Below are 18,786 nucleotides of genomic sequence, written 5' to 3'. Positions count from 1 at the left end.
CGGCCGTACTCCAACGCAAAACCGCGCGGTCCCCGGCTCAGTGAGCTCGGACGGGACCGCGCGGCGGATGTCTTCGTGGCTACGACTCCGGCTGCTCCACCAGCTGCGCGATGTACAGCGGCTCGCCGAGCTGGCCGATGAGGTCCAGCTGGGTCTCCAGGTAGTCGATGTGGTGTTCCTCGTCGGCGAGGATCTCCTCGAAGAGGTTCGCGGAGGTGACGTCGCCGCGTTCCCGCATCAGCGCGATGCCGCGTCGCAGCCGGTCCACGGCCGCGAGCTCGACCTTCATGTCGGCCTGGAACATCTCGGTGACGCTCTGCCCGATCTCCAGCGGCAGCAGCTTCTGGAAGTTCGGCAGGCCTTCGAGGAAGATGATGCGCTCGGCCAGCTTGTCGGCGTGCTTCATCTCGTCGATGGACTCGTGGCGGGTGTACTCCGCGAGCTTCTTCCAGCCGCGGTTCTCCTGGAGCTTGTAGTGCAGCCAGTACTGATTGATGGCCGTCAGTTCGGCGGTGAGCTGCTCGTTCAGGAACGCGATGATGTCCTTGTCACCCTGCATGCCGCCAGATCCTGCCAGAGTCGTTTGGGCGGAGGGTAACGCCGCGGTGGCGGATTGCGCCGAAGGAGCTAACGGTTGACGTGCGGATTCAGCCCAGGGCGGGCAGCGCGGCCGGGCAGTGCGGGGCGTGCGCGGTGACCGGTGCGGTGGCCGAGGCGGTGACCGGCGCTGACGCCGATACCGACGCCATGCCCGACGCCATGACCGACGTCTCGATCGGCGCGCGCAGCGGCGCCTCGGCCGGCAGCAGCTCCGCCGCCGGCATGCCCTCCGCCGGCGCCGAGTCCGCGACGCGGGCGGCGGCCAGCAGGCAGCTCAGGCGCTTCACGCAGGTCCCGCAGGCGGAGCCGGCCCCGGTGGCCTTGCGGACCTGCTTGACGGACTTCGCACCCAGCGCGACCGCTGCGTCGATCTCGGCGGTGGTCACCGCGTGGCATATGCAGGCGTACAAGCGAGGCTCCGGGGCTTATCAATCGGTGCGGACGCACCTGATCAATGATGACTTAGGCGAGCCTAAGCTACAAAAGCCCCACCGCCAAGTCCCCGGCGCACGTGCGGTCCGCCACATCTGGGACGATGGACCCATGGGGCAGCCGGGATCAGGGGTGGACATCGAAGCCGACGCGCGGACGGCGGACCGGCTCCCGCCCGGCCAGCGCATGCAGCGCGGCGAGTGGCCGGTCCTGCACTACGGCCCTGTTCCCCGCTTCAAGCCCGCCACCTGGGACTTCCGCGTCACCGGCGCCACCGCCGACGGCGAGGAGGCGATCTGGTTCCACGAGGAGTTCACGGCCCTGCCCGCCGTCGACGTCGTGGCCGACTTCCACTGCGTCACCAAGTTCACGATGTTCGACGCCCCGTGGCGCGGCGTGGCCGCCCAGACCATCCTCGACCTGGCCCCGCCCGCGCCCGACGTCACCCACGTCACCGTCTGGGCCGAGTACGGCTACAGCGCCAACCTCCGCATGGAGGACCTCCTCCACGAGAAGACCCTGTTCGCGACGCACCACGCCGGCGAACCCCTCACCCCGGAGCACGGCTTCCCGCTGCGCCTGATCGTCCCCCACCTCTACGCCTGGAAGGGCCCGAAGTGGGTCCGCGGGATCGAGTACCTCACCGAGGACCGCCGCGGCTTCTGGGAGGAGCGCGGCTACCACAACATCGGCGACCCGTGGCGGGAGCAGCGCTACTCGTATCAAGAGGATCCGGGCGACGGCCCGCCGCTGTAAGTCCGCCTCTAAAAGCTCGCCTGAGTAGGTGCGACTTTGTGAGACGCTCTGTCTCTAATAAAGACACCATGTGTCGCTGCAAGACACTCTGTCTCGTAAAAAGGGCGACCTCGGAGCCGAACTCACCTAGTACGGATCCGCCGCAATACGGCCTTCCACAGCGACCCGGGCCGGCTCAGGGTGCGTCCGCTGCCGACGTTCGTCACGTTCGGTACGTTCGGTACGTTCGCCAGTCCCGTTGTATTCGTCACATTCATCACATCCGCACCACGCGCCGCCGCTCCACTCCACCCGCCACGAGTGTCACGTCGGTCACTCCGCTCGGCCCTCCCGGCCGGACCGAAAGCCCCGCCTTCCAACTCGTACTCGCCCAAAACCGGCGCCCCGCGCCGTCGCTTGCTCACCCTCCCATTGACCGACACATCAGCCCATACCGCCACCGGGCGCCACTCCACCACGCCTCAGCGCCACCCCTGGCGCCGCACCTGCCCCCGGCACCCCACGGTCCTCCTCAGGCCCGGCGGTTTGACGCCCGTTGATCGCTGCGGGATGCTGCACGCAGGACGGTCGGCAGGAATCCCGGTGCGAATCCGGAACGGTCCCGCCACTGTGATCAGGGAGCACCTCCCCACGAGGATGCCGCCCGGCAACGCCTCACGGCCGCGCCGAACGGCAGCCCCAGCCACTGGAACCGCGAAGTTCTGGGAAGGCAGGAAAAGGTGCTGCGATCTGAGAGTCAGGAGACTCCGACCGCCTCCGGCACGCCGCCCCCGCGGCGTGTCTGTGCTATTGGACCTGTCGGGCGTGGACACCCGTGAGGAGCTGATTCGGCGTGCCGCCGTACCCCTTCGCCGCCGTGGTCGGACTCGACGACCTGCGGTTGGCCCTCCTGCTCAACGCCGTCTCGCCGGCCGTCGGCGGCGTCCTGGTCCGCGGCGAGAAGGGCACCGCCAAGTCCACGATCGTGCGGGCGCTGGCCGCTGTGCTCCCCGCGCTCGACGTCGTTCCGGGCTGCCGCTTCTCCTGCGACCCGCGGGTCCCGGACGCCGAATGTCCCGACGGACCGCACTCCGACAGTTCCCGCTCCGTCAGTTCGCACCCCGACGGGCCGCACTCCGACGGTCCGAACCGCGCCAGCAGCCTCGCCGTCGCCGACTCCCGCCCCGCGCGCCTCGTCGAGCTGCCGGTCGGCGCCACCGAGGACCGGCTGGTCGGCTCCCTGGACCTGGAGAAGGTGCTGGCCTCCGGCGTCGCCGCCTACGAGCCCGGCCTGCTCGCCGCCGCGCACCGCGGCCTGCTCTACGTCGACGAGGTCAACCTCCTGCACGACCACCTCGTCGACCTCCTCCTGGACGCCGCCGCCATGGGCGTCGCGCATGTCGAGCGCGAAGGCGTCTCCGTGCGGCACTCCGCCCGCTTCCTGCTCGTCGGCACGATGAACCCCGAAGAGGGCGAACTGCGCCCCCAGCTCCTGGACCGCTTCGGACTGACCGTCGAGGTCCGCGCCAGCCGCGACCCGGCCGAACGCGCCGAAGTCGTCCGTCGCCGCCTCGCCTACGAAGCCGACCCCGAGGCCTTCGCCGCCGCCTGGGAAGCCGCCGACAAGGACACCGCCGCCCGCATCGCCGCCGCCCGCGCGCTCCTGCCCTCCGTGACGCTGCCGGACGCCGAACTGCTCCGCATCACCCGCATCTGCGCGGCCTTCGAGGTCGACGGCATGCGCGCGGACCTCGTCACGGCCCGCGCGGCGACGGCGCTCGCCGCCTGGGCGGGCCGGACCGTCGTGATCGCCGAGGACGTGCGCCGGGCGGCCACGCTGGCGCTCCCGCACCGCCGGCGGCGGCATCCGTTCGACGCGCCCGGACTGGACGAGAACCAGCTCGACGAGGCGATGCAGGACGGGGATGAGGACCCTGATCCGGGTCCGGGCGGCTCGGGCCCCGGTTCCGGAGGCCCCGACGGCCCCGACGCCGGCGCTGACCACGACCGGTCGGACCCCAACACGTCGGCGAACGCCGACGCCCGGCCCGAACCACCCGGCGGATCAGGCGTGGCGCCCGAGCCCGAACTGGTCGGCGAGGCGGATCGCGACCAGGAGGCCAACGGCCGACTGGAGCCGAAAGCCGGTCGGGACCAGGACCGCGATCGGGACCGCGACACCGAGTCCGACGACCGATCCGCTCGCGGCGGCGCCCAGCGCGAACAGGGCTCTGCGACACCCGGCGAGCCGTTCAAGGCCCGGCTGTTCCAGGTCGAGGGCGTGGGCGGCGGGGCCGAGGGCCGCCGTTCCCGCGCGCGCACCAGCACCGGGCGCGCGATCGGCGCCCGTCCGGGGACTCACGGTCTCCACCTCGTCGCGACTGTCCGGGCCGCCGCGCCCGAACAGGTCTCGCGCGGCCGTACCGAAGGCGCGCTGCGTCTGCGGTCGACGGATCTGCGGGAGCCGCTCCGCGAAGGCCGCGAGGGCAACCTGGTCCTCTTCGTCGTCGACGCCTCCGGCTCCATGGCCGCTCGTCAGCGCATGTCCGCCGTCAAGGGCGCGATCCTCTCGCTGCTGCTCGACGCGTATCAGCGCCGTGACAAAGTCGGCCTCGTGACCTTCCGCGGCCGCGACGCCGAGGTCGCGCTGCCGCCGACCTGGTCGGTCGAGGCCGGCGCCGCCCGGCTCACCACGCTTCCCACCGGCGGCCGCACGCCGCTGGCGGCCGGACTCCTCCAGGCCGCCGACGTCCTGCGGGTCGAGCGCATGCGGGATCCGCAGCGGCGGCCGCTGGTGGTCGTGGTGACCGACGGCCGGGCGACCGAGCCGTCGCGGTCTTCGGGCCCTGCGAAAGCCGCTCCGAAGTCGTCGGCTTCCCGCACCCAGGTCTCGCGCACCCAGGCCTCCCGCACCCAGGCCTCTCTCGCCGACTCCCGCCGCGCCGCCGTCCACCTCGCCGCCACTATCGCCGCCGTCGACGGCACCGCCATCGTCGTGGACTGCGAATCCGGCCCGGTCCGTCTCGGCCTGGCCGCCCGCCTCGCCGGCGATCTCGGGGCCGCCGGCCTCCAGCTTGCCGATCTCGCCGCCGCCACCCTCACCGCCGCTGTCCGGACCAACCGTCCCCGACCCGACCGGAGGGCTGCCTGATGCCTCAGGGCCAACCCGCTCACATCCCCGACGACGGCCTCACCACCCGCCAGCGCCGCAACCGGCCGCTGACGATCGTGCACACCGGTCCCGGCAAAGGAAAGTCGACAGCCGCCTTCGGGCTGGCGCTGCGCGGCTGGAACCAGGGCTGGCCGGTCGGGGTGTTCCAGTTCGTGAAGTCGGCGAAGTGGCGCATCGGCGAGGAGAACGCGCTGAAGGCGCTCGGCGACCTGCACCGCGCCACCGGCCAGGGCGGCCCGGTCGACTGGCACAAGATGGGCGAGGGCTGGTCCTGGATCCAGCGGGACCTGCACTCCGACCCGGAGCTCCAGGCCGACAACGCCCGCGCCGGCTGGGAGCGCATCAAGCAGGACCTGGCGGCCGAGACCTACCGCCTCTACATCCTCGACGAGTTCACCTACCCGATGAAGTGGGGCTGGGTCGACGTCGACGAGGTCGTGAAGACCCTGGCCGACCGGCCCGGGACCCAGCACGTCGTCATCACCGGCCGCGACGCCGCCCCGCAGCTGCTCGAGGCCGCCGACCTGGTCACGGAGATGACCAAGGTGAAGCATCCGATGGACGCGGCCCAGAAGGGCCAGAAGGGTATCGAGTGGTGAGCGGCGCTCCGCACGGCATTCCGGCCGCCGCGAACGCCTCGAACCCGAACTCCGCGAAACCGAACGCCTCGAACCCGAACTCTCAGCCCCCGAAATCTCCGGCCTCGAACTCTTCGACCCCCAACTCCGCGACCCCCAACTCCGCGACCCCCAACTCCGCGACCCCCAACTCCGCGACCTCGAACTCCGCGACCCCCAACTCCTCGGCCGCGACGGCTGCGGCGACTGTGGCGGTCGCGACGCCCGCCACCGCCCCGACACCCGCCAGGTCCGGCACAGCCGCACCGCCCGGCCCGCCGGCGATCGGCGCGTCCTCCCCGCCGACTCCCGCCCCCACCACCTCGACACCGTCCCAGCCGCTCTCCCTCACCATTCCCCGCATCGTCATCGCGGCCCCCGCCTCCGGCCACGGCAAAACGACCGTCGCCACCGGCATCGTCAAAGCCCTGACCGACCGCGGCTTCACCGTGGCCCCCTTCAAGGTCGGCCCCGACTACATCGACCCCGGCTACCACGCCCTGGCCGCCGGCCGCACCGGCCGCAACCTCGATCCCTACCTGGTCGGCACCGACCGCGTCGCGCCGCTGTTCGCCCACGGCGCGGCAGGCGCCGATCTGGCGGTCGTCGAGGGCGTCATGGGTCTGTACGACGGCGCCACCGGCGAAGGCGAGTTCGCCTCCACCGCGCAGGTCGCCAAGCTGCTCGACGCCCCGGTGGTGTTCGTCGTCGACGCCGCCGCGCAGGGCCGCTCGGTGGCCGCGCTGGTGCACGGCTTCCGGTCCTTCGACCCCGCGGTCCGGCTGGCCGGCGTCATCCTGAACCGGGTCGGCTCCGAGACCCATCTCAGGATCCTGACCGAGGCGCTGGACGACCTCGGCGTGCCGGTGCTCGGCGCGCTCGTCCGCGACGCCAAGGTGGCCGCGCCCTCCCGCCACCTCGGCCTGGTCCCAGTGGCCGAGCGCCGTGCCGAGGCGCTGGACGCGGTCGCCGCGCTCGGCGCGCTCGTCGACGCCGGCGTGCGCCTGGACCAGGTTTACGCCCTGGCCCGCACCGCGCCCGCGCTGCGCGTCGCGCCGTGGGATCCAGCCGCCGAAGTCGGTCCCCGGCGCGGTGCCAAGGCCCGGATCGCGATCGCGTCCGGGCCCGCTTTCACCTTCTCCTACGCGGAGAACGCCGAGCTGCTCACCGCCGCCGGCGCCGAGCTGCTGCCGTTCGATCCGCTGCGCGACGAGCGGCTCCCCGAGCGCGTCGGCGGCGTCGTCATCGGCGGCGGCTTCCCCGAGGTCCATGCCCCCGAGCTGGCCGCGAACGAGGCGCTGCGCGAGGCGGTGTTCCAGTTCGCCCGCTACGGCGGCGCCATCGCCGCCGAGTGCGCCGGGCTGCTCTACCTCGGCAAGAGCCTGGACGGGCTGCCGATGTGCGGGATCGTCGACGCCGAGGCGGTGATGACCGACCGGCTCACCCTCGGCTACCGGCACGCCGTGGCCGCCGCCGAGTCGGTGCTGGCCGCCGCCGGTACGCGGGTGTCAGGGCACGAATTCCACCGCACCGCCGTCAGCCCGTCGGCCGGCTCGCCCCCGGCCTGGCACTGGCGGCGGGACAACGGCCCGGTCACCGAGGGCTTCGCCGGGTCCCGGATCCACGCCTCCTACCTGCACCTGCACTGGGCCGGCACACCGTCGGTGGCCCGGCGCCTGGTCGAGAGCTGCGGGGTGCTGCGGTGAGGCTGCTGACCGGGGTCGGCGTCGGCCCGGGCGATCCGGAGCTGGTGACGGTCAAGGCCGTGCGCGTGCTGCGCGAGGCCGACGTCGTGTTCGTGCCCGTACTCGCCGACGGGCCCGAGGGCCCCGGGCGCGCCGAGGCCACCGTGCGGGCCCACCTCGACGGCGCCACGATCCGCGCGGTGCGCTTCGCCCTTTCCGACCGGGGCGGCCGCACCGCGGAGCGGCTGAGCGCGTGGGACGAGGCCGCCCAAGCGGTGGTCGCAGCCTTCGAAGACGGTGCCGCCCGCATCGCGTTCGCCACCATCGGCGACCCGAACATCTACTCGACCTTCAGCTATCTCGCTCAGACAGTTCGAGCTCTGATGCCGTCGGTCGACGTGGAGACCGTCCCGGGGATCACCGCGATGCAGGACCTCGCCGCCCGCTCCGGAACCGTGCTCGCCGAGGGCCGCGAAGTGCTGGCCCTGTTCCCGATGACCGCCGGGCTCGACGCCTACGAGCAGGCGCTGGCCTCCTTCGACACCGTCGTCGCCTACAAGGGCGGCCGGTTCCTGCCGGAGATGCTCGCGGCCGTCGACAAGGCCGACCGCACCGGTCAGACCGTCTTCGGCGCCGCCCTGGGCCTGCCGGAGGAAGTCGTCGGCGCGGTCGGGGACCTGACCCCGGAGACCGTCGCGGAAGCACCGTATCTGTCCACTGTCATCACCACCGCGCGGCGGCGCGAACGAGGGGGAGCGCTGTGACCGCGAAAGTGACCTTCATCGGAGCCGGGCCCGGCGCCGCCGACCTGATCACGCTGCGCGGGGCGCGGGCGATCGCCGAGGCGGACGTCGTGATCTGGGCCTCCAGCCTGGTGCAGGAAGCCGTTCTGGAGCACGCGCGGCCCGACGCCGAGATCGTGGACTCCGCGGCCCTGCCGATGGAAGGCGTCGTCGCGATCTACGAACGCGCGCTCGCCGAGGACTTACGGATCGCGCGGATCCACTCCGGCGACCCGTCGCTGTGGGGCGCGGTCCAGGAACAGCTGGACCGCTGCCGCGAGCTCGGCCTGGTCACCGAGATCGTCCCCGGCGTCTCGGCCTTCTCGGCGGTCGCGGCCATCGCGCAGCGCGAGCTGACGATCCCCGAGGTCGCCCAATCGGTGATCCTCACCAGGCTCGGCGGCGGCAAGACGCCCATGCCCGAGAAGGAATCCATCCGCGAGTTCGCCCGGCACGGCACCACCATGGCGGTGTTCCTCTCCGCCGCGCGCTCCGGTCAGCTCGTGGCCGAGCTGCTGGAAGGCGGCTACGACGCCGACACGCCGGTCGTCGTCGCCTACCGCGCCACCTGGGAGGACGAGGAACTCGCCTACTGCACCATCGCAGACCTCGAAGAGACGGTGAAGGCGCGCAAGCTCTGGAAGCACACCCTCTTCCTCGTCGGCCCGGCGCTCGCCGCGCACGGCACCCGCTCGCACCTCTACCACCCGGGCCATTTCCACGGCTTCCGCCGCGCGGACAAGGCCGCGCGGAAGGTGCTGCTCGCCGCCGATGCCACCACAGCTACAGCGGCCACCACAGCTAAAGCAGGCACCACCGCCACGGCCGCCGTCACCGCCGCCGCGTCGCAGGCCACCTCGGCCACCGCGTCGCAGATCGCGGAGCCCGTCGCAGATGTCTGATCCGAGCGCCCCGGGCCATCGGGAACCCGACCTCCGGGAACCCGATCTGCCCCGCACCATGAAAGTCCGGCCGAAGGCCCTGCGCCCCGGCTGGACCACCGGCGCCTGCGCCGCGGCCGCCGCGAAGGCCGCGACCGTCGCGCTGGTCACCGGAGAACCCCAGACCTGGACCGAGATCGCGCTGCCCTCCGGCCGCCGCGTCACCTTCGCCACCGAGCGCTGCGAGCTGCCTCGACCCGGCCGCGCGGAGGCGGTCGTGGTCAAAGACGCCGGCGACGACCCCGACGTCACCCACGGCGCGCACCTCACCGCCACCGTCTCCTGGCTCGCGCCCGGCACCGGCCTGCGGCTCGACGGCGGCGTCGGTGTCGGCGTCGTCACCAAGCCCGGCCTCGGCCTGGAGGTCGGTGGCCCGGCCATCAACCCGGTGCCGCGCGGCATGATCGAGGCGTCGGTGGCCGAGGCGCTCGCCCTGGCCCCGGACGCCGGCGCGCGCGGGCTCAGCGTGGTCATCTCAGTGCCCGAAGGCGAGGTCATGGCCCGCAAGACCACCAACGCGCGCCTGGGCATCCTCGGCGGGATCTCCATCCTCGGCACCACCGGCATCGTCCGGCCGTTCTCCACGGCCGCGTGGCGGGCCAGCGTCGAACAGGCGGTGTCGGTGCTCGCAGCCCAGGCCGCCGGAGCGTCGCAGGACCCTGTCCTGGTGCTCTGCACCGGCGGGCGCACCGAGAAGGGCGCGATGGCGCTGTATCCGGAGCTGCCGGAGGTGAGCTTCGTCGAGGTCGGCGACTTCACCGGCGCCGCGCTCCGGCGCTGCGTCGAGCACGGCGTGCGGCGCGTGGCGTTCGTCGGCATGGCCGGCAAGCTCACCAAGCTCGGCGCCGGAGTCCTGATGACGCACTACACCCGCTCGAAGGTCGACTGCTCGCTGCTCGGCGACATCACCCTCGCCGTCGGCGGCTCCGCGGACCTCGCGGCCGAGGTCGGCGCGGCCAATACCGCACGCCATGGATACGAGCTCTGGGACGCCGCCGGACTACTCGACGTCGCTGGAAGCGAGCTGTGCCGCCGTGTCGCCTCCGTGCTGGAACGCTTCGCTCTCGCCGAATGCGGCGGGGCGATCAGCGCCGAGGTGGTCATGGTCGACTTCAGCGGCAAGGAAGTGGTGGCCCGGTCGTGATCACCGTCATCGGCTACGACGGCACCCCGCTGCCCGAACGCGCCCGCGCCGCCGTCGACGGCGCCGATCTGGTCGTCGGCACCGCGCGCCTCCTGGATGAGGTCGGCGTCCCGCCTACCGCGCGACGCCACCATCTCGTCCGCCTGGACGAGATGTTCGACCGGATTCCCGGCCACGACCGCGTCTGCGTCCTGGCCAGCGGCGACCCCGGATTCTTCGGGATCGTCCGGGCGCTGCGGGAACGCGGCCTCGACCTCGACGTCGTCCCGGCGGCGTCCTCGGTCGCCGCCGCCTTCGCCGCGATCGGCATGGCCTGGGACGACGCGATGGTGGTCAGCGCGCACGGCCGCGACCTGCGCCCGGTCGCCCATGTCTGCCGAGCCTTCCCCAAGGTGGCGGTGCTGACCGGCCCCGGCGCCGGAGCCCGCGAACTGGGCGCCGAACTCCCGGACCGGACGTTCGTGGTCGCCCAGCGGCTCGGCCACGCCGATCAGAGTATTGAGATCCTAAGCTCGCACGCCGCCGTGCACTCCGAGTTCGAGGACCCCTACGTGCTGCTGTGCCTGGACGAATCGCGCCTGTCCTCCGAGCGCGGCTGGCTCGCCGGGTTCCAGGGCGTGCCGGGCCCGTGGGCGCTGGCCGAGACCGCGTTCGCCCACCGCGACTCGATGATCACCAAGGCCGAGGTGCGGGCCCAGGCCCTGGCCCGGCTCGGACCGCGCCCCGGCCGGCTGGTGTGGGACATCGGCGCCGGCTCCGGGTCGGTCGGCATCGAATGCGCGCGCTTCGGCGCCGCGGTGGTGGCCGTCGAACGCGACGCCGAGTCCGGCGAACGGATCCGGGCCAACGCCGCCGCGCACGCCGTGGCCGTCGACGTCGTCGTCGAAGACGCGCTGGGCGCCCTGGACCGGCTGCCACGCCCGGACGCGGTGTTCGTCGGCGGCGGCGGCTCCGACGTGATCGCCGCCTGCGCCGAGACCCCGGCCGCGACGGTCGTCGTCGCGCTGGCCGCGATCGAACGCGTCCCGGAGACGATCAACCTGCTGATGAAGTCCGGCCGCGCCGTCGACGGCGTGCTGCTCCAGTCCTCCCGCCTGTCCGCGCTGCCCGGTGACACCCACCGCTTCGCCGCCGCCAATCCCGTGTTCCTGCTGTGGGGAGAACGACCGTGAACCAGAAGATCGGCGTGGTCGCCGCGACCGCCGCCGGGCGCCACGCCGCCGCCGTGCTGGCCGCGGCGTGGCCGGAGCAGGCACGGCTCTACGGCGGCGCGGGGGAGCTGCGCACGGCGTTCGAGGACTGCGACGCCGTGGTGGCCTTCCTGGCGGTCGGCGCGGCCGTGCGATCGCTGGCGCCCGTCCTCGGCCATAAGAACACTGACGCCGCCGTGGTCTGCGTCGACGAGGCCCTGCGGCACGCGGTCGCGGTCCTCGGCGGCCATCACGGCGCCAACGACCTGGCCGAGCGGGTCTCGGCGGTCCTCGGCTGCACCCCGGTGATCACGACCGCCTCCGACGCGGCCGGCGCGCAGGCGCTCGACGGCTACGGCGCCGACCTCGGCTTCCGGATCGAGAATCCCGAGCTGCTGGCGCCGGTCGGCGCGAAGCTGCTGTCGGGCGCGTCCGTCGACCTCAGCGGTGCCGAGGAGTGGCCGCTGCCCGCGCTGCACGTCGGTGACGGCCATCAGGGCCCGGCCGAGGCCCGGATCACGGTCACTGACGTTGCCGCTACTACTGAAGCCGCCGAGACCGAAACTCTCGTCTACCGACCGCCGTCATTGGTGGTCGGCGTCGGAGCCTCCCGCGGCGTCACCGCCGACGAGGTCCTGAACGCCGTCGACCGAGCGCTCGCCGCCGGAGGACTGTCCGCCGCCTCGGTGACCCGCCTGGCATCGGTCGACGCCAAGGCCGACGAAGCCGGAATCCTCGAAGCCGCCCGGCGCCGGGGCTGGCCCGTGGTCTTCCACCCGGCCGCCGAACTCGCCGCGGTCGACGTCCCGAATCCGAGCCCTGTCGTACTCGCCGGGGTCGGCACGCCCTCGGTCGCCGAAGCCGCCGCCCGCCACGACGGCCCGAACCGGCCGCTCGCCGACCTGATCGTGCCCAAGACCAAGAGCGCGCCGGACGACGACCGGGCACCGATGGCGACCGCCGCCGTCGCCCGCCTCGCCCCGCGCGGCCGCCTGGCCCTGATCGGCCTCGGCCCCGGAGCCCGCGACCTGCTCCCGCCGCGGGCCGTCGCCGAACTGCGGCGCGCGTCGGTGGTCATCGGACTCGACCAATACCTGGACCAGATCCGCGACCTCCTTCGCCCCGGCACCGAGGTCCGCGCCACCGGCCTGGGCAGCGAGGAGGCGCGGGCCAAGGACGCCGTCGAGACCGCCCGCACCGGTCGGGCCGTCGCGCTGATCGGCTCGGGCGACGCCGGGGTCTACGCCATGGCCAGTCCGGCCCTGGATCTCTTTGCAGAGCTCGACGACGTCGACGTCGTCGGCGTGCCAGGCATCACCGCCTCGCTGGCCGCCGCCAATATCCTCGGCGCGCCGCTCGGCCACGATCACGCGATCATCTCCCTGTCCGACCTGCACACGCCCTGGCCGGCCATCGAGCGCCGGGTCGCGGCCGCCGCCGAGGGCGACTTCGTCACCGTCTTCTACAACCCGCGCAGCCGGGGCCGGGACTGGCAGCTCGGGCACGCGCTGGACATCCTCAAGCGGCACCGGCCGTTGACCACTCCCGTCGGCTGCGTCCGCGACGCGTCCCGTCCCGGCCAGCAGGCATGGATCAGTACCCTGAGCGAGTTCGACCCGGCCGAGGTCGACATGTACACGGTGGTCCTGGTGGGCAGCTCGCACACCCGCATCGCGGCCAGCCGCATGGTCACTCCGCGCGGCTACACCTGGAGCCAGACTTCATGAGCACTCTGATCGCCGAGATCGGCGCCTGCCAGGGCTGTGGCGCGTGCCTGTTGACCTGTCCCGAGCATGCCATCCGTCCCCACGGCGGCACCCTGTCGGTCCGGGCCGATCGGTGCAGCGGCTGCGGGGAGTGTGTCGAGGTGTGCCCGGTGGACGCCATCACCCTCGGAGAGCCGGTGGAATCGGAATGACCGCGCGCACTGTCCATCCCATCGAGGCCGAGTCCTACCGCATCCTGCGCTCCCAGTACGACACCGCGAGCCTTCCGCCTTATACGAGGGCTGTCACCGAACGCGTCATCCACGCCAGCGCCGACTTCGACTACGCCTCCGATCTGGTGCTCGCCGACGAAGCAGTACTGGCCCGCGCTGCCGCCGCGCTGGCGGCCGGTGCCCCGATCGTGGCCGACGTCGAGATGGTCGCCGCCGGCATCACTCGCAGGAAGCCGTTCTGCGGGATCAGGGACCCGGCCGCGCCGGCGTTGGCGGCCGAGCGCGGTATCACTCGCTCTGCCGCCGGGCTGGTCCTCGCCGCCGAGCAGGCCGGACCTGACGCCGTTTACGTCATCGGCTGCGCGCCGACCGCGCTGTTCGAGCTCATCGACGTCGCCGCCGAGGTCCGGCCCGCTTTGGTGATCGGCCTTCCGGTGGGCTTCGTCGGCGCCGCGGAGTCGAAGGCGGCGCTGCGCGAGTCCGGATTGCCGGCCGTGTCGAACGTCTCCGGCAAGGGCGGATCGGCGGTCGCGGCGGCCGCGCTCAATGCTCTGCTTTACGAGGACCTGGTGTCCGAAGCTTCGGTGAAGGAAGGCAATTCGCGATGACCGCCCTGCTGATCGTCGGCCACGGCACCCGCGACCCGGAGGGCGCGGCCGACTTCCGGGCCTTCGTGGAGCGCGTGGCTCGCCGCGCGCCGAATCCCGTCGACGGCGGCTTCATCGAGCTGTCCGCGCCGCCCGTCGGTGAGGCCGTGACCCGGCTCGTCGAGGCCGGACAGCGGCGCCTGGCGGCGGTGCCGCTGGTGCTGGTCGCGGCCGGCCACGCCAAGGGCGACATCCCGGGCTCGCTGAACCGGGAGCGACTCCGGCACCCGGGGCTGTCGTTCTCCTACGGCCGTCCGCTCGGCGTCCACCCGACGATCCTGGCGCTGCTGGAGGCGCGCCTGGACGCCGTGCTGCCGCGTGCGGAGCGGGCCGACGCCGCTGTCCTGCTGGTCGGCCGCGGCTCCACCGACCCGGACGCGAACGCGGAGGTCTACCGCGCCGCCCGGCTGCTGTGGGAAGGCCGCGGGATCGGGATGGTCGAGACCGCGTTCGTCTCGCTCGCGCATCCGTCGGTCGCCGAGGGCCTGGAACGCTGCCGGCGCCTGGGCGCGAAGCGCATCGTGGTGCTGCCGTACTTCCTGTTCCGCGGTGTGCTGCCGGACCGGATCGTGGAGCAGTCGGCCGGTTACGACGTCGCGCCGGTCATCGGGGACTGCGACGAGCTCGCCGATCTGGTGCTGGAACGCTACGCCGAAGCGGTCGCCGGAGACATCCGCATGAACTGCGACACCTGTGTCTACCGCATAGCCATGCCAGGGTTCGAAGACAAGGTGGGAGCGGCGCAGGCGCCGCACCACCATCCTGATGAGGACGGCCACGGCCACGACCATGGTCACAGCCACGGCAACGGACACGGTGCTGATCACGACCACGATCACGGCGCCGACCACGATCACGACCACCACCACTGCGAGCACCACGGTCCCAGCCACAGCCACGACCCCGGCTCCAACCACGACCCCGACCCCGGCCAGGGTCCTGACCCAGCCCTCAGCTCCAGCCACGATTCCGATCGCGCGCCCGCCCATGGCTGAGCCGCCACCCGACCTCCGTCACCACGGCGACGCCGAACTGCGCGACGTCGCCGTGCCGGTCCGCCACGACTTCGCGGTCAACGTCCGCGTTTCCGAGCCCCCGCGCTGGCTGCGCGACCGCCTGGTCGCGGGCCTGGACCGGCTCGCCGCCTACCCCGACGCCCGCGCCGCGACCGCGACAATCGCCGCCCGCCACGGCCGTGCGCCCGACGAGGTGCTGCTGACCTCCGGCGCGGCCGAGGCCTTCGTGCTGCTCGCCAGGGTGCTGCGACCGCGGCGCGCGGTCGTCGTGCATCCCCAGTTCACCGAGCCCGAGGCCGCCCTGCTCGCCGCCGGCCACCCCGTCGACCGGCACCTGCTCGGCGGCGGCTTCGTCCTCGACCCGGACGCCGTGCCCGCCGACGCCGACCTGGTCGTCGTCGGCAACCCGACCAACCCGACCTCGGTCCTGCACCCGGCCGCCGCCCTCGCCCGGCTGCTGCGGCCCGGCCGCACGGTCGTGGTCGACGAGGCGTTCATGGACGCCGTCCCCGGCGAGCCGGAGAGCCTGGCCGGGCACCCGGAGGCCGTGGTCGTCAGGAGCCTGACCAAGACCTGGGGCCTGGCCGGCCTGCGGGTCGGCTACGTCCTGGGGCCGGCCGAGCTCATCAGGGCCCTGAGCCAGGCGCAGCCGCTGTGGTCGGTGTCCTCGCTCGGCCTGATCGCGGTGCAGGCGGTCTGCGAGCCGGCCGCCGTCGCCGAGGCCGGGGTCCTGGCCGACCAGGCCGACCGGGACCGCGCCCACCTGCTGGCCCGGCTGGCCGCGCTGCCCGGCGTCACCGTCCCGGCCGCCTCCCGGGCCCCGTTCGTGCTGGTCCACACCCCCGGCGCGGCCGTGCTGCGCGAGCGGCTGCGGGCCGCGGGCATCGCGGTGCGCCGCGGCGACACCTTCCCCGGCCTGGGCCCGGACTGGCTGCGGGTCGCGGTCCGGGGCCGCGCCGCCACCGACACGCTGATCGACCACTGGGAGCAGATCACCGCGACGCGGCCGTAACGGCCGGGATAGGGTCAAGACCATGAGCAGCTATCTCGACGCGGCCGACGCGGCCGTGGAGCACGCGCTCGCGCAGGGGGCCCGGTACGCCGACGCCCGGGTCATGCACCGCCGCACCGAGTCCATGTCCGCCCGCAACGGCGCGATCGAGGCGCTGGACCAGGGCGAGACGGTCGGGGTGGGGGTCCGGGCGCTGGTCGGCTCCAGCTGGGGCTTCTTCGCCACCCCGCATCTGGACCCGGTCTCGGCCCGGGCCGCAGGCCGCCGCGCGACGGAGATCGCGCGGGCCTCGGCGCGGGTGCCGGGCCCGGCGGCGATGATCCCGGCCGAGCCCGAGGTCGGGAGCTGGGCCAGCGCGTGCGAGGTCGATCCGCTGGCGGTGCCGCTGTCGGACAAGGGCGACCTGCTCACCGCCGCCACCGCCGAGATGAGCAAGCAGGGCGCTGATATCGCCACCGGCCTCTACCAGGTGTGGGACACCCGCAAGTGGTTCGTCTCCTCCGAGGGGCACCGCATCGACCAGCACATCCGGGAGTGCGGCGGCGGCATCTCGGCCATCGCCGTGGGCGAGCGCGAGACCCAGGTCCGCTCCTACCCCTCCCGGCGCGGCCAGTACGGCACCCGGGGCTGGGAGCTGGTCGACGAGCTCGACCTGGGCGCGCACGCCGCGCGGGTCGCGGACGAGGCCCAGGCGCTGCTGCGGGCCCCGCAGTGCCCGTCCGGGGAGACCACGCTGATCCTCGGCGGCGAGCAGCTGGCGCTGCAGATCCACGAATCGGTCGGCCACGCCATCGAGCTGGACCGCATCCTGGGCTGGGAGGCCGCCTACGCCGGCACCTCCTGGCTGGACCTCGCCGAACTCGGCCGGCTCCGCTATGGCAGTGAGCTGATGAACATCGTCATCGACGCCACCTACCCCGGCGCCCTGGGCTCCTTCGGCTATGACGACGAGGGCACCAAGGCCGGCAAGCACGACGCGGTTCGCGACGGCATCTGGACCGGGGTGCTCTCCGGCCGGGAGTGCGCGGCGGTCGCAGGGCTCGACTACGCGGGCAGCGTCCGCTCGATGGACTGGTCGCGGCTGCCGATCGTGCGGATGACGAATGTCGGCCTGGAGCCGGGCCCGCACACACTCGACGAGATCGTCGCCGCGACCGACGACGGCGTGTTCATGGATATGAACCGCTCGTGGAGCATCGACGATAAGCGACTGAATTTCCAATTCGGGTGTGAAGTCGGTTATGAGATCAAGAACGGCAAACTCGGCCGGATGCTGAAGAATCCCACCTACACCGGCATCGGACCGACGTTCTGGCAGAGCATGGACATGCTCTCCAGCGAGATCGTCGCCTGGGGCACCCCCAACTGCGGCAAGGGCCAGCCCGGGCAGGTCGGCCACACCGGACACCCGGCGGCGCCGGCCCGGTTCCAGAACGTGCGAGTGGGGGTGCGCGGATGAGCATCGCCGAGCGGGTGTTGCAGACCGCCCGAGAAGCCGTCGGCGGTTCGGCCGACGTCGACGTCAACGTCGTGCACGAGCACGAGGCGCTGACCCGGTTCGCCAACTCCTACATCCACCAGAACGTCGCCAGCGACACCGACACCGTGACCCTGCGGATCCACGTCGACGGCCGCACGGCGGTGAACTCCACCACCGTCACCGACGACGCCGGACTCACGGCGCTGGTCGAGCGCACCGCCGCCGCGGTGCGGCTGTCCCCGGCCGACCCGGGCTGGGCCGGCCTGGCGGGCCCGGCGCCGCTGCCCGAGGCGGCCGCCCCGGACCTGGCGACCGGCGAGGCGGACCCGGACCTGCGGGCCGACCACGTGAAGGCCTATATCGAGGCGATCGGCGGGCTCACCGCGGCCGGGTTCTTCCGCAACCGCATGGTCGTGACCGAATACGCGAACTCCGAGGGTCAGACGGCGCGCGGCACGGTCGTCGAGGCGGCGATCGACGGCATCGCCAAGACGCCGACGTCCGACGGCGCCTCCCGGCAGGCGTCCCGGTTCATGGGCGACCTGGACGGCGCCGCGCTCGGTGCCCGCGCCGCGGCCAAGGCGCTGGCGTCGCAGGACCCGATCGAGATCGAGCCGGGGGAGTACGAGGTCGTGCTGGAGCCGACGGCCGTCAGCGACGTGCTGTGGGTCCTCGGCGGCTACGGGTTCAACGGCAAGGAGTTCATCGAGGGCACCTCCTTCGTGCAGCTCGGCGAGGCGCAGTTCGACCTGGCGGTGACGTTGGTCGACGACCCGCTGTCCGGCCCGGCCGCCGGGGCGCTGTTCGACGCCGAGGGCACTCCGCGCGGCGCGCTGACGCTGGTGCGCGACGGCGTGACGCGGGCCGTCGTGCACGACCGGCGCTCCGCGCGCGAGGCCGGCGTCGCCAGCACCGGGCACGCCGACGCCGGGAGCGCCGTCCACGGCGCCGAGCCGATCAACCTGCGGCTCGAACCCGGCGCGGGCGCGGCCCCGACCGAGGTCGACGGCCCGGCGGCGGACTCCTCGGTGCTCGCGCTGGTCGAGGGCGTGCGGCGCGGGCTGTTGGTGACAGACCACTGGTATACGCGGTGCCTGGACCCGCGGCGTCTGGTGATGACCGGGCTGACCCGCAACGGGGTCTGGCTGATCGAGAACGGCGAGATCACGCGGCCGGTGAAGAACCTGCGGTTCACGCAGTCCTATCCGGAGGCGCTGGCGCCCGGGCGGGTCCTGGGGATCGGCAGTCACGCGCCGGCGTTCGCGTCCAAGTACGGCGTGCAGTCGGCGATGGCGCCGGCGTTGCGGCTGGCGGGATGGAACTTCACGGGCGGTGCCAGCGGCTGAGCCTCTGGAGCCGCCGGGTCGGCCTGGTCGGCCGGGTCGGCCGGACCG

General features: G+C 73.1%; 17 protein-coding genes, 1 pseudogene and 1 riboswitch. Of the genes and pseudogenes, 15 read left to right on the top strand and 3 right to left on the bottom strand.

Annotated elements, in window-relative coordinates; genetic code table 11:
* Positions 1 to 79: 79 nt before the first annotated feature.
* Both bfr and ABD481_RS28105 read right to left on the bottom strand, forming a co-directional pair.
* Positions 80 to 559, bottom strand: coding sequence for a bacterioferritin (gene bfr / locus ABD481_RS28110; protein WP_344668779.1), 480 nt, complete (start codon positions 557 to 559; stop codon positions 80 to 82).
* Positions 560 to 647: 88 nt separating this feature from the next.
* Entirely contained in the window at positions 648 to 1,010 is a 363-nt protein-coding gene (locus ABD481_RS28105) for a (2Fe-2S)-binding protein (protein WP_344668778.1), read from the bottom strand.
* Positions 1,011 to 1,143: 133 nt separating this feature from the next.
* Here ABD481_RS28105 and ABD481_RS28100 point away from each other — a divergent pair, with 133 nt between their 5' ends.
* The 3 genes from ABD481_RS28100 to cobO all read left to right on the top strand — a co-directional run bounded on the left by ABD481_RS28100 (position 1,144) and on the right by cobO (position 5,538).
* Positions 1,144 to 1,788 (top strand): sulfite oxidase-like oxidoreductase, encoded by a 645-nt coding sequence (locus ABD481_RS28100; RefSeq protein WP_344668777.1) that lies wholly within the window; start codon positions 1,144 to 1,146, stop codon positions 1,786 to 1,788.
* A gap of 572 nt (positions 1,789 to 2,360) precedes the next feature.
* A riboswitch (cobalamin riboswitch) is annotated at positions 2,361 to 2,534 on the top strand.
* 86 nt (positions 2,535 to 2,620) lie between these two features.
* Positions 2,621 to 4,918, top strand: a complete 2,298-nt coding sequence (locus ABD481_RS28095) for a VWA domain-containing protein (RefSeq protein ID WP_344668776.1) — start codon at positions 2,621 to 2,623, stop codon at positions 4,916 to 4,918.
* Positions 4,918 to 5,538 (top strand): cob(I)yrinic acid a,c-diamide adenosyltransferase, encoded by a 621-nt coding sequence (gene cobO / locus ABD481_RS28090; RefSeq protein ID WP_344668775.1) that lies wholly within the window; start codon positions 4,918 to 4,920, stop codon positions 5,536 to 5,538. Before ABD481_RS28095 ends, cobO begins: the two co-directional genes overlap by 1 nt.
* An 82-nt stretch (positions 5,539 to 5,620) precedes the next feature.
* On the opposite strand, the gene ABD481_RS28085 is transcribed toward cobO, so the two are convergent.
* Positions 5,621 to 5,911 carry a hypothetical protein gene (locus ABD481_RS28085; RefSeq protein WP_344668826.1) on the bottom strand — a complete coding sequence of 97 codons (291 nt, stop codon included), beginning with the start codon at positions 5,909 to 5,911 and terminating at the stop codon, positions 5,621 to 5,623.
* On the opposite strand from ABD481_RS28085, the gene ABD481_RS28080 reads away from it, so the two are divergent.
* The 12 genes and pseudogenes from ABD481_RS28080 (at position 5,910) to ABD481_RS28025 (ending at position 18,738) form a co-directional block, all read left to right on the top strand.
* Positions 5,910 to 7,262: a cobyrinic acid a,c-diamide synthase CobB gene (locus tag ABD481_RS28080; protein ID WP_344668823.1), complete on the top strand. Its 1,353-nt coding sequence runs from the start codon at positions 5,910 to 5,912 to the stop codon at positions 7,260 to 7,262. The genes ABD481_RS28085 and ABD481_RS28080 overlap by 2 nt on opposite strands.
* Complete coding sequence (cobI, locus tag ABD481_RS28075) at positions 7,259 to 8,005, top strand: precorrin-2 C(20)-methyltransferase (RefSeq protein WP_344668774.1); 747 nt, start codon at positions 7,259 to 7,261, stop codon at positions 8,003 to 8,005. Before ABD481_RS28080 ends, cobI begins: the two co-directional genes overlap by 4 nt.
* Positions 8,002 to 8,925: a precorrin-4 C(11)-methyltransferase gene (gene cobM / locus ABD481_RS28070; RefSeq protein WP_344668773.1), complete on the top strand. Its 924-nt coding sequence runs from the start codon at positions 8,002 to 8,004 to the stop codon at positions 8,923 to 8,925. The genes cobI and cobM overlap by 4 nt, the downstream gene beginning before the upstream one ends.
* On the top strand, positions 8,918 to 10,108 hold the full coding sequence (locus tag ABD481_RS28065; RefSeq protein ID WP_344668772.1) for a cobalt-precorrin-5B (C(1))-methyltransferase: 1,191 nt from the start codon (positions 8,918 to 8,920) through the stop codon (positions 10,106 to 10,108). The genes cobM and ABD481_RS28065 overlap by 8 nt, the downstream gene beginning before the upstream one ends.
* Positions 10,105 to 11,280, top strand: coding sequence for a precorrin-6y C5,15-methyltransferase (decarboxylating) subunit CbiE (gene cbiE / locus ABD481_RS28060; protein WP_344668771.1), 1,176 nt, complete (start codon positions 10,105 to 10,107; stop codon positions 11,278 to 11,280). The genes ABD481_RS28065 and cbiE overlap by 4 nt, the downstream gene beginning before the upstream one ends.
* Positions 11,277 to 13,025 (top strand): precorrin-3B C(17)-methyltransferase, encoded by a 1,749-nt coding sequence (cobJ, locus tag ABD481_RS28055; RefSeq protein ID WP_344668770.1) that lies wholly within the window; start codon positions 11,277 to 11,279, stop codon positions 13,023 to 13,025. The genes cbiE and cobJ overlap by 4 nt, the downstream gene beginning before the upstream one ends.
* Complete coding sequence (locus tag ABD481_RS28050) at positions 13,022 to 13,216, top strand: 4Fe-4S binding protein (RefSeq protein ID WP_344668769.1); 195 nt, start codon at positions 13,022 to 13,024, stop codon at positions 13,214 to 13,216. Before cobJ ends, ABD481_RS28050 begins: the two co-directional genes overlap by 4 nt.
* Complete coding sequence (locus tag ABD481_RS28045) at positions 13,213 to 13,845, top strand: precorrin-8X methylmutase (RefSeq protein ID WP_344668768.1); 633 nt, start codon at positions 13,213 to 13,215, stop codon at positions 13,843 to 13,845. The genes ABD481_RS28050 and ABD481_RS28045 overlap by 4 nt, the downstream gene beginning before the upstream one ends.
* Positions 13,842 to 14,723 (top strand): annotated as a pseudogene (locus ABD481_RS28040) (sirohydrochlorin chelatase); the annotation flags it as partial. The gene ABD481_RS28045 and the pseudogene ABD481_RS28040, both read left to right, overlap by 4 nt.
* Before the next feature lie 148 nt (positions 14,724 to 14,871).
* The gene (cobC, locus tag ABD481_RS28035; RefSeq protein WP_344668767.1) at positions 14,872 to 15,912 is read left to right on the top strand and encodes an Rv2231c family histidinol phosphate aminotransferase CobC; all 1,041 of its coding nucleotides are present in this window, start codon (positions 14,872 to 14,874) and stop codon (positions 15,910 to 15,912) included.
* Positions 15,913 to 15,934: 22 nt separating this feature from the next.
* Positions 15,935 to 17,371 carry a TldD/PmbA family protein gene (locus ABD481_RS28030; RefSeq protein ID WP_344668766.1) on the top strand — a complete coding sequence of 479 codons (1,437 nt, stop codon included), beginning with the start codon at positions 15,935 to 15,937 and terminating at the stop codon, positions 17,369 to 17,371.
* Positions 17,368 to 18,738, top strand: coding sequence for a TldD/PmbA family protein (locus tag ABD481_RS28025; RefSeq protein WP_344668765.1), 1,371 nt, complete (start codon positions 17,368 to 17,370; stop codon positions 18,736 to 18,738). Before ABD481_RS28030 ends, ABD481_RS28025 begins: the two co-directional genes overlap by 4 nt.
* Positions 18,739 to 18,786 lie beyond the last annotated feature (48 nt).

It is taken from the genome of Catenulispora yoronensis, from assembly GCF_039531695.1.
Classification (GTDB): domain Bacteria; phylum Actinomycetota; class Actinomycetes; order Streptomycetales; family Catenulisporaceae; genus Catenulispora; species Catenulispora yoronensis.
The sequence above is the reverse complement of the archived record's forward strand: the minus strand, read 5'-3'. Positions and strand labels throughout refer to the sequence as shown.

What these genes read in the sequence shown, in the direction of transcription:
- bfr (WP_344668779.1), bottom strand. Translation starts at nt 559, where the DNA reads ATGCAGGGTGACAAGGACATCATCGCGTTCCTGAACGAGCAGCTCACC.
- ABD481_RS28100 (WP_344668777.1), top strand. Translation starts at nt 1,144, where the DNA reads ATGGGGCAGCCGGGATCAGGGGTGGACATCGAAGCCGACGCGCGGACG.
- cobO (WP_344668775.1), top strand. Translation starts at nt 4,918, where the DNA reads ATGCCTCAGGGCCAACCCGCTCACATCCCCGACGACGGCCTCACCACC.
- ABD481_RS28085 (WP_344668826.1), bottom strand. Translation starts at nt 5,911, where the DNA reads ATGGTGAGGGAGAGCGGCTGGGACGGTGTCGAGGTGGTGGGGGCGGGA.
- ABD481_RS28065 (WP_344668772.1), top strand. Translation starts at nt 8,918, where the DNA reads ATGTCTGATCCGAGCGCCCCGGGCCATCGGGAACCCGACCTCCGGGAA.
- ABD481_RS28050 (WP_344668769.1), top strand. Translation starts at nt 13,022, where the DNA reads ATGAGCACTCTGATCGCCGAGATCGGCGCCTGCCAGGGCTGTGGCGCG.
- ABD481_RS28045 (WP_344668768.1), top strand. Translation starts at nt 13,213, where the DNA reads ATGACCGCGCGCACTGTCCATCCCATCGAGGCCGAGTCCTACCGCATC.
- cobC (WP_344668767.1), top strand. Translation starts at nt 14,872, where the DNA reads ATGGCTGAGCCGCCACCCGACCTCCGTCACCACGGCGACGCCGAACTG.
- ABD481_RS28030 (WP_344668766.1), top strand. Translation starts at nt 15,935, where the DNA reads ATGAGCAGCTATCTCGACGCGGCCGACGCGGCCGTGGAGCACGCGCTC.
- ABD481_RS28025 (WP_344668765.1), top strand. Translation starts at nt 17,368, where the DNA reads ATGAGCATCGCCGAGCGGGTGTTGCAGACCGCCCGAGAAGCCGTCGGC.